This is a genomic window from Virgibacillus sp. DJP39 (genome assembly GCF_049310925.1).
Lineage (GTDB): Bacteria > Bacillota > Bacilli > Bacillales > Amphibacillaceae > Virgibacillus_F.
This window is the reverse complement of sequence record NZ_JBMERP010000085.1, coordinates 1-14351: the sequence shown is the minus strand read 5'-3', so window position 1 is coordinate 14351 and position 14351 is coordinate 1. Positions and strand designations below refer to the sequence as shown.

13 protein-coding genes are annotated in these 14351 nt (G+C 36.1%); 11 read left to right on the top strand and 2 right to left on the bottom strand.

Translation table 11 applies throughout. The features are described from left to right. Positions 1-185 precede the first annotated feature (185 nt). Positions 186-953: a 2,4-dienoyl-CoA reductase gene (fadH, locus tag ACOI1D_RS18460; RefSeq protein WP_422503328.1), complete on the top strand. Its 768-nt coding sequence runs from the start codon at positions 186-188 to the stop codon at positions 951-953. A 97-nt stretch (positions 954-1050) separates the two neighbouring features. On the opposite strand, the gene trhA is transcribed toward fadH, so the two are convergent. After that, positions 1051-1686, bottom strand: a complete 636-nt coding sequence (gene trhA / locus ACOI1D_RS18455) for a PAQR family membrane homeostasis protein TrhA (RefSeq protein WP_422503326.1) — start codon at positions 1684-1686, stop codon at positions 1051-1053. A gap of 226 nt (positions 1687-1912) precedes the next feature. Between trhA and cbpB the strand changes: the two genes are divergently transcribed. From cbpB to ACOI1D_RS18440, 3 genes are all read left to right on the top strand, one after another. Beyond that, positions 1913-2359, top strand: a complete 447-nt coding sequence (gene cbpB / locus ACOI1D_RS18450) for a cyclic-di-AMP-binding protein CbpB (protein WP_422503325.1) — start codon at positions 1913-1915, stop codon at positions 2357-2359. A 75-nt stretch (positions 2360-2434) separates the two neighbouring features. Next, positions 2435-3922, top strand: a complete 1488-nt coding sequence (locus tag ACOI1D_RS18445; RefSeq protein WP_422503323.1) for an MDR family MFS transporter — start codon at positions 2435-2437, stop codon at positions 3920-3922. 87 nt (positions 3923-4009) lie between these two features. After that, positions 4010-4255 carry a YkuS family protein gene (locus ACOI1D_RS18440; RefSeq protein ID WP_422503322.1) on the top strand — a complete coding sequence of 82 codons (246 nt, stop codon included), beginning with the start codon at positions 4010-4012 and terminating at the stop codon, positions 4253-4255. A gap of 43 nt (positions 4256-4298) precedes the next feature. On the opposite strand, the gene ACOI1D_RS18435 is transcribed toward ACOI1D_RS18440, so the two are convergent. Next, complete coding sequence (locus ACOI1D_RS18435; RefSeq protein WP_422503320.1) at positions 4299-5141, bottom strand: mechanosensitive ion channel family protein; 843 nt, start codon at positions 5139-5141, stop codon at positions 4299-4301. Between the two features lie 346 nt (positions 5142-5487). Between ACOI1D_RS18435 and ACOI1D_RS18430 the strand changes: the two genes are divergently transcribed. The 7 genes from ACOI1D_RS18430 to ACOI1D_RS18400 all read left to right on the top strand — a co-directional run bounded on the left by ACOI1D_RS18430 (position 5488) and on the right by ACOI1D_RS18400 (position 14319). After that, entirely contained in the window at positions 5488-6030 is a 543-nt protein-coding gene (locus tag ACOI1D_RS18430; protein WP_422503319.1) for a peroxiredoxin, read from the top strand. A gap of 135 nt (positions 6031-6165) precedes the next feature. Then, on the top strand, positions 6166-6618 hold the full coding sequence (locus tag ACOI1D_RS18425; protein WP_422503317.1) for a TlpA family protein disulfide reductase: 453 nt from the start codon (positions 6166-6168) through the stop codon (positions 6616-6618). A gap of 176 nt (positions 6619-6794) precedes the next feature. Further along, on the top strand, positions 6795-8546 hold the full coding sequence (locus ACOI1D_RS18420; RefSeq protein WP_422503315.1) for an ABC transporter ATP-binding protein: 1752 nt from the start codon (positions 6795-6797) through the stop codon (positions 8544-8546). Between the two features lie 14 nt (positions 8547-8560). After that, entirely contained in the window at positions 8561-10402 is a 1842-nt protein-coding gene (locus ACOI1D_RS18415) for an ABC transporter ATP-binding protein (protein WP_422503313.1), read from the top strand. 339 nt (positions 10403-10741) lie between these two features. Continuing rightward, positions 10742-11755, top strand: a complete 1014-nt coding sequence (locus ACOI1D_RS18410) for a cytochrome d ubiquinol oxidase subunit II (RefSeq protein ID WP_422503312.1) — start codon at positions 10742-10744, stop codon at positions 11753-11755. A gap of 72 nt (positions 11756-11827) precedes the next feature. Continuing rightward, the gene (locus ACOI1D_RS18405; RefSeq protein WP_422503311.1) at positions 11828-12496 is read left to right on the top strand and encodes a potassium channel family protein; all 669 of its coding nucleotides are present in this window, start codon (positions 11828-11830) and stop codon (positions 12494-12496) included. A 101-nt stretch (positions 12497-12597) separates the two neighbouring features. Beyond that, complete coding sequence (locus ACOI1D_RS18400; RefSeq protein ID WP_422503309.1) at positions 12598-14319, top strand: pyruvate oxidase; 1722 nt, start codon at positions 12598-12600, stop codon at positions 14317-14319. The last annotated feature ends 32 nt before the right edge of the window (positions 14320-14351 follow it).

Below are 14351 nucleotides of genomic sequence, written 5' to 3'. Positions count from 1 at the left end.
CTATCTAAATTGTCTGTTTACTTTTTGATCACTAGAGCTTATGCTTTATTTAGTAAAGTGAATAAGTATTCATTTTTGTGTTTAGCAGGTAAGAAAGTATAAATCACTTCTTACTGCATAAGTGCAACTAAGGCTTTCGCCATTAAGGCTTGGCGATAAGCCAAGTTTTCTAAGAGGAGGACATTATGGAAAATCAAACTGTAATCATTACGGGAAGTTCAAGTGGTATGGGAAAGTTTATGGCAGAGAAGTTTATTAAAGAGGGAGCAAACGTCGTTATTACGGGTAGAAATAAAGAGAAACTGGACCTTGTAAAAAGCGAACTAGAACAATTAGGTAAGGGTAAGGTATTAGTTGTTCCAATGGATGTGCGCAAAACAGAAGATGTATCCAGAATGGTTGAAGAAACGGTGAAAGAATTTGGGACAATTGATCATCTAGTTAATAATGCAGCGGGAAATTTCATTTGTAAAGCAGAGAATTTATCACATAATGGTTGGAATTCAGTAATTGATATTGTATTAAACGGTACATTTTACTGCAGTAGTGCGGTAGGCAAATACTGGATTGATAATGGTAAAAAAGGAACTATACTAAATATGGTAGCAACATATGCCTGGAATGCAGGAGCAGGTATCATTCACTCATCTGCAGCAAAAGCAGGCGTGCTTAATATGACAAGAACTCTTGCAGTAGAATGGGGGACACAGTACGGTATTCGCGTAAATGCGATTGCTCCAGGTCCCATAGAAAGAACAGGTGGTGCCGACAAACTGTTTGAATCCGAGAAAGCAGCCCAACGCACAATCAATTCTGTTCCGTTAAAACGACTGGGTAAGCCGGAAGAAATTGCTGAGTTAGCATATTTTCTCCTATCTGATAAAGCATCCTATATAAATGGAGAAGTGGTTACTATGGATGGAGGTCAATGGTTAAATAAGTTTCCTTTTTAGAACAAGTATTTAGAACCTTATAAGCAATATATGGACACTGATTTCCTGTAAGAAAAGGATTTCTGTGTCCATAAACGGCTCTAGCTATATCTAAACCCTAGATTACATAATAAAATATAGTGAAAAAGTGAAAAACGGATCCTGCTAAAACAAATAAGTGCCACACTGCGTGGTGATATGGAAAACCACGCCACACATAAAAGATTGATCCCACCGTATAAAATAATCCACCAATTATTAATAGATATAGGCCGTCTTGATTAAAAGCTCTTGTGAATGGTTCCCAAGCAAAAACAATAATCCACCCCATTAGGATATAAAGCAATGTAGAGAATACGAGAAACTTTTTCACGAAAAATATTTTGAATGCCACACCAATTAGTGCGATTCCCCAAAGAATGCTAAATAATATCCAACCAATATTACCCTGAAGAATAACAAGTAAAAGTGGTGTATATGACCCAGCAATAAATAAGTAAATGGAGGAATGGTCAAAAATTTGAAAGATATCCTTCCATTTTCCCTCAGGCAGACTGTGAACAATAGTTGAACAAACATACATAAAAAGCATGCTTGAGCCAAATATGGTGACCGAAACGATGTGCCACAAATTGCCATTTAAAGTTGCGTAAACAATGAGAAGAACAAGAGCGATAACACTCAATAATGCTCCAAGCCCATGGGTGATCGCATGGACAATTTCTTCTTTCCTTGAAAATGTGTGAATTTTCATATAATTACCTCATTCCATTTATAATGTAAACTGAATATAATGTATTAAAATGTTGTTCATATGTTTATGTTATACCACATAAAGCGAAAAACTCAATGAATAATATCACTATCCATGTCACTCGAACGCTTATTATGGTAAACTGTCTATGTAGATAACTAATTATTTACTCCTTTTAGAGGAATAGTTCCCTCTAACATTTTATTACTAAAAAGGAGCGTTTTTTATGAGCTTATTACAAGATAAACAATTAACTGATATTCTCGTTGAAGATTTACTTATTGTTTCTGAAAAAGTAGCGCATGTACAATTAAATAATCCACTTGAACATGCATTACTTGTATTGGTTAAGTCAGGTTATTCTGCTGTTCCAGTCTTAGACTCATCATATAAATTGGTCGGCACAATAGGAAAAACAGTGATATTAAATCAAATCCTAGGTCTTGAAAGGTTTGAATTTGAAAAACTTTCAACGATGCGTGTAGAGGAAGTAATGTATAAGGATGTTCCGTGTTTAGCAAAAGAAGACACTTTTTTAGATGCATTAAAAGCAGTCATTGATTTTCCATTTATCTGTGTTTCTGACAAAGAAGGATATTTTGATGGAATTTTGACTAGACGTGCAATTTTAAAACAAGTTAACCGGGATATATATGCAAAGAAGACAAACTAAATGATGGTATACAAAATCCCCTTGTCATCATACCTATGCCAAGGGTTTTTGTTACTGGATAAGCTGTGATAATAAATGGGAAATCAATTACATAAAAATAAAAAGTTAAATCGGCCGTTTATTTTAGCTTCTGTAATGCTTGGTATGTTTTTAGCAGCGATTGAAGGAACCATTGTTGCTACTGCAATCCCCAGCATTGTGGCTGATTTAGGTGGTTTTTCACTATATAGTTGGGTATTTTCAGCTTACTTATTGACCAATGCAGCTACTGTATTAATATTTGGTAAACTGTCGGATACGTTTGGAAGAAAACCAGTATTTGTAATTGGTGTTAGTATTTTTTTAGTAGGCTCGATTAGCTGTGGGTTAAGTAATTCAATGACTATGTTAATTGTTTCCCGGTTTGTTCAGGGATTGGGAGCAGGGGCAGTTATGCCAATTGCCACTACAATAGTCGGAGATATTTATGATAAACACGAACGAGCTAAGATACAAGGATATTTGTCAAGCGTATGGGGGATATCTGCTGTAACTGGTCCGCTTTTAGGCGGCCTTTTCATTGATTTTTTGAGTTGGAGATATGTATTCTGGATGAACCTGCCACTTGGAATATTAGCAATACTTGGTATTGTTTTTTTCCTTCATGAAGACATAGAAAAAAAGCACCAATCCATCGATTATGGTGGGTCTATTATAATAATGGTAACGGTTAGTTCATTACTGTTTATATTGGTTGAGGGAGGGTTGAAAATTCCATGGACCTCCCCAATTATGATTTCGTTAATAATTCTAGTAATAACAGGTATCATCTTCTTTTTGGTGCATGAAAAACGTGTTAAAGACCCAATGATGCCTATGGATATCTGGCGGAATAAATTAATTAGTGTTGCAAATGTGACCACCTTTATAACTGGCATGATCCTTATTGGAGTGTCCAGTTATTTACCTGCCTTTGTTCAGGGGGTTATGAATCAATCCGCAACAATAGCAGGGTTTACGCTCACTACAATGTCAATCGGTTGGCCAATTTCTGCGATCATTGCCGGAAAACTACTTCTGGTTATTGGTTATCGTAATACATCATTAATAGGTGGAATTTCTTTAATTATCGGCGGTATTTTCTTTTATCTTTTGACCCCTGAAATGGGCCCAGTCTGGGCGGGGGCTGGTTCATTCTTTATTGGTGTTGGAATGGGGTTTACCAGTACTTCTTTTATTGTATCTATTCAAAGCACTGTCAACTGGGAACGAAGAGGAATTGCAACAGCAACCAATATGTTTATGCGCTCTTTAGGCAGTGCGATAGGTGCTGCACTGCTTGGTGGATTGTTAAACAGTAAAATTGAATCATACCTAACAAATCATAGCCTTGGAAATAAGGTTTCAATTAATGCATCTAATCAAATTTTGAATCTTGATTCACATGGGGAACTATCTGAAAAAATTAAAAGTGTTTTACAGGATGGATTAACAGCTGGGTTACATAATGTCTATTCGCTACTGCTAATTATGGCCGTTGTGGCCTGTATTTTGATTGCTTTTCTGCCTAAGAAGGAAAGTTAATAGAGAAAATTGGCTTTTTTGCATACCTTTTACTTTTTTGTGAAAACTACATAATGATTTTCTAATGTGGTGAAGGAGGAAATTATTATGGCGCTGATTGGCGTTGAAGGTACACTTACTGATGTAAAGGATGCTTTAAAGGAAAGAGGTCATCAAGTTGTAGATTTACATTCTGAGGAGGATGTAGACCAATGTGATTGTTGTGTAATCTCTGGACAGGACAAAGATGTGATGGGCATGTCAACTATTAGTACGGATGCTTCAGTAATTAACGCAGATGGGTATAATGCAGAGAATGTTTGTCAAATGGTTGAAAAGAAATTAGGAATATAAAAAGATAACCCCGCCTCTTTAGAAGTGGGGTTATCTTTTTACTCTAGTTGGACTCTTTATGAACGTTAACCTGATGTGGATATGGAATTTCAATCCCAGATTCATCAAATGCAAGTTTAATTCGTTTACGCATATCACGTTCACATGCCCACTGCTGGCCATTTTCAGTTTGTCCAACAACACGAAGTACGACATCGGATGAGCCCAGACCCTGAACACCCAGTGCGTTTGGTCCATCTTTAAATCGCTCGTCCTCCTGGAATTCAGCACAAACCTTTTCAAGTACGGTTATAGCTTCATCAATATTTTCATCATAACTAATTCCTATATCAACTAATGCACGCATATTTCCGCGTGAGTGATTTGAAACACCTACTAGCAGCCTATTAGGTACAAAATTCAATGTGCCATCAAAGCTTCGGATTTTTGTGGTTCTTAATCCAACCTCTTCAACGATACCATCGTAACCACCAGATGTGACATAATCATCTATCTCAATTTGACGTTCTAATAGAATGAAAAATCCGGTGACAATATCACTCACTAATCCCTGAGCACCAAATCCAATTGCTAAACCTATGATTCCAGCCCCTGCTATTAGTGGTGCAATATTAATATCAAAAGTCCCGAACAACATAAGAACGAAAACAAAGATCATAGCATAGGAAAATACATTAACTAACAGTTTTTCTAGTGTTTTAACGCGCCCGGGTGTTAGCTTTTCGTTTTTTCCGGCTCTTCTAATTGATGTTTCAATAATTTTCTTGCCAATCGGTACAAAGATTACAAATGCAAGTATTAATAGCCCCAGTCTTAATGCTACCGGTATTATTTCTGATAATAATGCACCAAAATCAAGGGTAAGCCCATCATCAAATATGTCCATATCAAATCTCCTTTTAGTAGAAATATCACGGTTTAATCTTATCCAATGCCTACTGTCTTTTCAACTATTTCCTATCTAAATCTTTTCTACTGATAGGATGATTCTCATTAATAGACAACAATTGATGTTTAATGATAGGGTAATATTAAGGTGACTTCCTTTTCAGAGTAGTGGTGTTAGAGTGGATAGGTTTGGGTATACTCTATACTATGAGGAAAAAGTGACTAACATATGAATAAGAATGTAGTCCTTTTTAAATTAACTATCACTTAATATTGACTAAAATTAAGAGGTTACCTATAATTATTAATGGATATATTTTAATTAGAAAGTGGAGGGATTCTCAATGGCAGAAAGAATGGTAGGTAAACAGGCACCACGTTTTACAATGGATGCTGTTTTGCCTAATAAAGAATTTGGTAAAGTAAGCTTAGAAGAAAACATGAAGAATGATAAATGGACGGTACTTTTCTTTTATCCAATGGATTTTACATTTGTATGTCCTACTGAAATAACTGCAATGTCTGACCGTTATGATGAGTTTGAAGACTTGGACGCTGAAGTAATCGGTTTATCAACAGATACAGTTCATACACATAAAGCATGGATCAACACATCCCGTGAAGATAATGGCTTAGGTGAGTTAAAATACCCATTGGCTGCAGACACTAACCATGCTGTTTCACAGGACTACGGTGTTCTTATAGAAGACGAAGGAGTTGCACTCCGCGGATTATTTATTATTAATCCTGAAGGTGAGCTTCAGTACCAGACTGTTTTTCATAACAATATTGGTCGTGACGTGGATGAAACATTACGCGTATTGCAAGCACTTCAAACTGGTGGACTTTGCCCGGCAAATTGGAAACCTGGTCAAGCAACACTTTAATAAATCAAACGTATTATACTAAATAACAAAAGCTGGCTCTTAACAAAGTTATTTGGAGGGTCAGCTTTTTTGAGTAGCTGAGGCTTGGCGATAGCCAATTTTTCTAATAATTACCGTAAATGGAGGCAGAAATCAATGAAACTAAGAGCAGAGATGCCTGAACTAAACGGAGCAACCAAATGGTTTAACAGTAATGCTATTAAGAAGAATGACTTAATTGGGAATAAACCTACTTTAATTCATTTTTGGTCAGTAAGCTGTGGATTATGTAAAGATGCAATGCCAAATGTTAATGAGTTTAGAGATGAATACAAAGATGAACTAAATGTTATTGCTGTGCATATGCCACGTTCTGAGAAAGACTTAGATTTAGATCAGATCAAAGAGGTTGCCAGTGAACATGATATAAGCCAACCGATTTTTGTGGACAATGAACACAAACTAACAGACGCATTTGAAAATCAATATGTCCCAGCCTATTATGTCTTTGACAATGAAGGTAAGTTGAGACATTTTCAAGCAGGTGGCGGTGGCATGAAAATGCTTCGTAAACGTGTAAACCGTGTCCTGGGAATTACAGAAAAATAAACGAAACATGAAAAAGTATAGTTTAAAAAAACCCATTTACATTGATGTGAATGGGTTTTTTATGCTCTAAATTAAAATAATCATGAAATACTTTAAAAATTTGAGCAAAAGCGTAGATTATTATTTCGAAACCCGTTATATTAGTAATTACGGAAAACATCAGAGGGGGGAAACTCATGGATACTTTTAAGAAACTAAAGCAATATTATTGGCCGTTTAAGAAGTACTTTTTTACATCGTTAGTGTTTTTAATTATTGTTACTGCAATTACTTTAGTATATCCGATAATTTTGCAACAAACTATAGATGAAGTAATTTTAAAGGATAGATATCCACTTATACCGTATATTGCACTAGCATTTTTGTTTTTAATGATAATAAAAGGCTTCGCGACTTATTTTCATCAGTACCTAGGGGATCTCTTTGGTATTCGATCAGTTTTCGTATTGAGAGATGCGTTATACGAAAAGCTTCAAGTGTTGTCATTTAAATATTACGACAACGCAAAAACAGGGGATTTAATGTCGAGATTAACAGCAGATGTTGAAGCATTTCGCTTCTTTCTATCAGCTGGATTTTCAGAACTAATCCGGATTACGCTCCTGATTGTCATTAGTCTGGGTGTAATGTTTTTTTATTCTGTCCCGCTAACACTAGTTACAATGGCCGCAATGCCGTTTCTTGGCGTTGTAGTCTATCAGTTTGACAAGCGTGTTCACCCTGCATTTAGAGGGATAAGAAAATCCTTTGGAAACTTGAATACACGTGTTCAGGAAAATATTAGTGGTATGACCACAGTGAAATCCCTATCGCGTGAGGATTTTGAAATTGATCGGTTTTCATCAAATAATGACAACTATCGTAAACATTATCTGAAAACATCTGAAATATGGGCAAAGTTTTTCCCATTAATGGAATTTATCGGAAACGTGTGTGCAGTTGCACTGCTTGCATTTGGTGGTTACCTAGTTATAGAGGGAAGGCTTGGATTAGGTGAACTGGTCGCTTTCTTCAGTTTAGTTTGGTACATTTTAGGACCATTGATGAACTTAGGATTTGTTATTAACTTATTTTCTCAATCTAAAGCTTCAGGTGAACGTTTAATTGAAATCCTGCATGCTAAGGAAGATATAATTGAAAAAGAAAATGCAATAGAGGGTGAGATCAAAGGGCACGTTACTTTTGAAGATGTATCATTAACCTATGTTGAGAATGATGATTCAGCACTTAAAAATATTAGTCTTGATGCTCCCCCAGGCAAAGTTATTGGGTTAATAGGAGCTACTGGATCAGGTAAAACAAGCATTACTCAATTAATTACACGTTTTTATGAGCCTGAACAAGGAAAAGTTCTAGTAGACGGTCTGCCAGTTTCTGAATATAATTTAAAGACCTTACGAAGTCAAATTGGCTTTGTGTTACAGGAACCATTCTTGTTTTCCACTACGATTAGGGAGAACATTGCTTATGGAAAACCAGGACTATCAGATGAACAAGTTATCGATGCAGCAAAACGGGCTCAGGCACATGAATTCATCATGGAGAAGCCAAAAGGGTATGACACGATGCTTGGTGAACGCGGTATGGGACTATCTGGTGGTCAAAAGCAACGCATCGCAATTGCAAGGGCTATTTGTATCAACCCGAGCATTTTAGTGCTTGATGATGCTACTTCTGCAGTAGATATGGGTACTGAATTTAAAATTCAGAAAGCTTTAAAAGAGGTGATGAAGGGACGCACAACATTTATTATTGCCCACCGTATTTCCTCATTAAAGCATGCTGATGAAATAATCGTACTCGAAGGTGGAGAAGTAGCCGAACGGGGTACACATGATACGTTAATTAACAATCATGGAGTCTATCAAAGAATTTATGACATTCAATATCAGGACCGTGAAGCAATCATGGAGTCAGTGGAGCAATAAGGGGGGGATGAAAATTGTCTAAATCAAAGGATCAAGTTAAGAAAAGTCGTCATTTAAAACGATTCCACTATTCTGTCGATCAAGCAATTGAAAAGCAGTTTAACTGGAAACAAATGGTGAGGTTACTGGCGTATCTAAAACCGTATTCCAAGACATATCTGCCTGGTGCAATTATCGCTATGTTAATCTCAACAGCAGTTCGTTTAGCTGTACCTATATTAATCGGTAATGTAGCAATTAATGTTGCAATTAAAAATAAAGACACAAGCATGTTAACCTACCTGGTTGTAATTATCGGTGTGCTTTATTTAATAAATTATGTTGGAAATATTTATCGGATTAAGTGGGTAAATATTTTAGGTCAAAATGTTATTTATGATTTACGCAAGCACTTGTTTTCACATGTACAGCGCTTATCACACCGATTTTTTGATTCGAGATCTGCCGGTTCCATACTGGTAAGAATTATGAACGACATTAATTCATTACAGGAATTGTTTACAAATGGAATAATAAACCTATTAATGGACGTTGTTACACTTATTGGAATTGTAGTTATTTTGTTAGTATTTAGTCCAAAATTAGCTCTTGCTATCATGATCATTTTACCGATTATGTTTTATATCTCTACAAGACTTCGACGCAAGATACGCCGGTCATGGCAGGATGTGCGAATACAGCAATCCAGATTAAACTCACATTTAAACGAGAGTATCCAGGGAGTTCGCATTACACAGTCGTTTTCACAGGAAAAAGAAAATGCAGAATTTTTTAATGGGATCAACTCTGATAACTTTGAAAGTTGGCGTAATGCAAGCAAGAAGAGTGCTTTATTTCGTCCCTTCGTAGAGATCAGTAACGCCATAGGGACAATAATATTAATCACGTATGGTGCTCATTTGGTCCTTGTAGGTGTGGATAATGGTGGAATCGAAATTGGTACTTTTGTGACATTTGCATTCTTCCTGGGTATGTTCTGGGAACCAATTTCCCGCTTAGGACAAATGTACAATCAATTATTGATGGCGATGGCTGCATCTGAGCGAATATTTGAATTCCTCGATGAGCAACCAAACGTTAAAGAAAAAGAAAATGCCTATGAATTTAAAAACATGAAAGGGCATATTGAGTTTGACAAGGTTGAGTTTTCATATGACCCTGAACGCAAAGCATTACATGAAATTTCGTTAGATATTAAACAAGGTCAAACCATTGCCCTCGTAGGTCATACAGGTAGTGGAAAATCAACGATAGCAAATCTAATCAGCCGATTTTATGATCCTACAAAAGGATCTGTAAAAATTGATGGTTATGATCTGACTGACGTACGTTTAGATACACTGCGTCAACAAATCAGTGTTGTGTTACAAGATACATTTATTTTCTCCGGCACGATTATGGAAAACATTCGTTTTGGTCAACCGACTGCAACAGATGAACAAGTTATGGATGCAGCTAAGGTAGTAGGTGCAGATGACTTCATCCAAAGACTTGCTGAAGGGTATGAGACAGAAGTCGAGGAAAGAGGAAACATTCTTTCAGCTGGTGAACGTCAGCTTCTATCTTTTGCTCGAGCATTACTAGCAGATCCCAGAATATTAATTTTAGATGAAGCGACAGCAAGTATCGATACTGAAACAGAAGTGAAAATTCAGACTGCCTTAAAAAGACTATTAAAAGGTAGAACTGCAATTATAATAGCTCATCGACTCTCTACAATACGTGAATCAGACACGATCTACGTACTTGAACAAGGTAAGATACTAGAGCATGGAAGTCACCAACAGCTTATGGATAACAAAGGTGAATATTTTGGTCTAGTTAAATCACAGTTTCAAATGTTAGATGCTATTTAGAAGCGATGATGAGTAACAAGCTTTTCACTGGCTATTAATGCAAAACTGCTTAAAGTAAATAAGTATAGAGTTTCGGAACCAGTCCAGTATCATTGGACTGGTTTTGTCATATAACTGTCATTTTGGGTTGCTGATTTTTATAGACAAAGGGTATATACTATTGTTGTATACAATTTTCAACAGTTTGTTATGAAGAAAAAACACTTGTTCAGTAATGAGCATAATATAATTGGCTATTCTGGCCGCTATAACTGCGTTTATTATTCTGAAGAAGAAATCAAATGCTTATCATAGGAAGGCATTAAAACTAGATACAACCTTAAAAAAGGATGATGTGTAATGGGTTATGAAATTATAGGTATTTCCGTATTATGGTTCTTTCTATACGGGTACTTGATAGTAGCATCAATTGACTTTGGTGCTGGATTTTTTGCATATTATGCGAAAGTAACAAAAAAGGATCATATAATAAATAAATTAATATCCAGGTATTTATCTCCCGTATGGGAAGTAACGAATGTGTTCTTTGTGTTTTTCTTTGTTGGCCTGGTAGGATTTTTCCCGGATACTGCTTATTACTATGGGACAGCATTACTGATTCCAGGAAGTATAGCAATTATTTTAATTGCTATACGTGGCTCTTTTTATGCATTTGAAAACTATGGATCGAAAAAAAGTAATTTTTATATGTTTCTGTACGGGGCATCAGGGTTACTTATTCCGGCATCATTATCTACGGCCTTGACATTATCTGAGGGTGGGTTCATTGTCGAAAGTGATGGTGCAGTATCACTTCGAGTTGTTGAATTACTAACAAGCCCTTATTCATGGAGTGTTGTTTTTTTAGCAATTGTTTCTGTACTGTATATCAGCTCTACTTTTTTAACATTTTATGCGGCACGCGCTAATGACAAACCGGCATTGAAGATCGTAAGGGGATATGCACTGTTTTGGAGTGTTCCTACAATAATTGCCAGCCTAACTACATTTATAGCCCTAAGCCAGCATAATGAACGTCACTATGAAAATATGTTGGATTTATGGTGGATGTTTGGTCTGTCGGTTGGATTTTTTATGATCGCGATATTACTAATTTTTAAAGAAAAAAATTATGGTATAGCTTTCATTGCTGTAATGCTTCAGTTTTTCTTTGCCTTCTTTGGTTATGGGAGGGGACATTTGCCGTATTTGTTAGACCCATATATTACCATTTATGAGAACGCTACACATGAAACAATGGGAGTAGCTTTAATTATCGCCTTTATTGCAGGCTTATGTTTATTGATTCCTTCTTTAGTATTATTGATGAAAATGTTTTTATTTGATGCTGATTATGTAAAAGGGAAAAAGTGACATAGTTATTTTCCTTACAAGTATTATATGATAAACTTATGAAAAGAACGGTTTATTGATGGGGGAAAGAAAATGAAACGAGAATTTGCTGTAATTGGATTAGGTCGATTTGGTGGAAGTATTTGCCGTGAACTTAGCGCAGAGGGTATGCAGGTTCTAGCTATAGATAACGACGAAGATAAAGTTAATGAATACAAAAATATTGCTTCACATGCAGTTATTGCTGATTCAACTGACGAAGCAACACTTAAAGAACTGGGAATCAAAAATATTGATCACGTTATTGTGGCAATTGGTGATAATATTCAGGCTAGTATCTTAACCACTGTTGTTCTTACAGACCTTGGAATTAAGAACATTACAGTAAAAGCACAAAACGACTATCATGAAAAAATTCTTAATAAAATAGGTGCAGACCAGGTTGTTCATCCAGAACGGGATATGGGAAAAAGAATTGCGCATAATATTATTTCCAACAACATTCTTGACTACCTTGAACTATCTGATGACCATAGTATTGTTGAAGTTAAGGTTGGAAAGAAAATGCTTGATAAGACAATGATTGAGCTAGATATCCGTGCGAATTATGGATGTAACGTTGTTGCTATTAAACATAATAAAGAAATTAATGTCTCACCTAGTGCTGACTACACACTTTCCGAAAATGATATTCTAATTGTAATTGGTTCTGATAAAGATATTTCCAGATTTGAAAAACATCTCGTAATTGACGAAGATTAATTAAACGTTTAAAACCTGTATGTACAAATACAGGTTTTTTTTGTTATGTGAAAGGAAATAGGTAATTATAGAACAGTATTTGAACGAAAGGGTGAATAGATTTGTTTGAAAGTCGTACAGGTGACCTATTAATTAATCAACTGGTAGAAACGGGTGTTGACCATATTTACGGAATGCCAGGCAATTCTATTAATGAATTTATTGATGATTTACGGAAAAGAGAAGAAGATATTGATTTTATTCAGATTCGACATGAGGAAGTTGGTGCACTAGCAGCATCTGCCTATGCTAAATTAACTGGAAAGTTAGGAGTGTGCTTATCAATTGGGGGACCAGGAGCTGCACATTTAATCAATGGTTTGTATGATGCGCAAAAAGATAAGGTACCAGTACTTGCAATTGTAGGGCAAGTGCCAAGTAATGCAGTCGGAACCGATGCACACCAGGAAATTAATTTGGAGAGAATGTTTGATGGAGTAGGTGTTTTTAACAGAAGAGCGGAATCAGCAGAACAACTGCCTGATCTATTAAATATGGCAATTCGAAAAGCATATACTCAAAAAGGTCCATCAGTAATCGTGGTTCCCGATAATTTGTTTGCTGTAAAACAGAAAACTGATGGTATGAAAACAAGTCAGGTTCTTATTGATCCAAAAATTTCACCAAATCAGGAATCAATAGACCGAGTAGTCGATCATTTGAATCGAGCCAAAAAGCCAGTGATACTAGCTGGAAAGGGCGTGAGTGACGCTGGTAAAGATCTTGTGAAATTCGCGAAAAAAATAAAAGCGCCTATTGTATTAAGTTTACTTGGGAAAGGGGCAATTCCTGATTACCATGAGCTGAATCTTGGTCAGCATGGACAAATTGGGACAAAGCCTGCATATGAGGCAATTATGGATACAGATTTGCTTTTATTAATAGGAACGTCATTTCCTTACAGGGATTATCTGCCAGATGGTGTAAATGCAGTACAAATCGAAATTAAACCAGACATGTTAGGTAGTATTTATCCAATAACAGAGGGGCTTTGTGGAGACGTTAAAGAAATTCTTCCAAGGCTAACATCAATGGTATCGGAACCCGAATCTGATGAATTTTTAAAAAAATACCAGGAGAAAATGAAAAGATGGCATGTCCATATGCAGGAACAAAAAAAAGAAAAAACAGATCCAATTTATGGACCACAGGTAATGCATGCCCTTGAGAAGAATGTTGAAAAGGATGCAATTATCTCATGTGATGTGGGGAATGTCACGGTGTGGACGACACGTTTCTTTCCATTTACCAAGCAGAAATTTGTAATTTCCGGGGCACTAGCTACAATGGGTTCAGGTTTACCTGGAGCTATTGCAGGGCATATTGCTTCACCAGAAAAGCAAGTAGTTGCTATATGTGGTGACGGAGGATTCAGCATGGTTATGCACGATTTCATTACTGCAGTTAAGTATGGCATGCCTATAAAAATTATAGTGTTAAATAACAGTGGGATTGGTATGATAAAGTATGAGCAGCAAATAAAAGGAAATTTAAATTATGAAACGAATCTTGGTTCCATCAATTTTGCCGAGTTTGCAAATGCCTGTGGTGGGGAAGGTTATCGCATTGACAGACAAGAAGAAATGAATAATACGATGAAACAAGCGTTTATGTCCAAAAAGCCAACTATTATTGATGTAGCAACTGAAGATATGGCTCCACTACCCGGGCAGATTACTTACGACCAAGCGGTTAATTATAGTGCGTATTTAACAAAAGAGTTTTTTACAAATGGTAAAGTAGAATTTCCAGAAATTAAAAAAACAATACGAAGATTTGTGTAAGAACGAACGACGTGAGCCGAATTATTTATAAT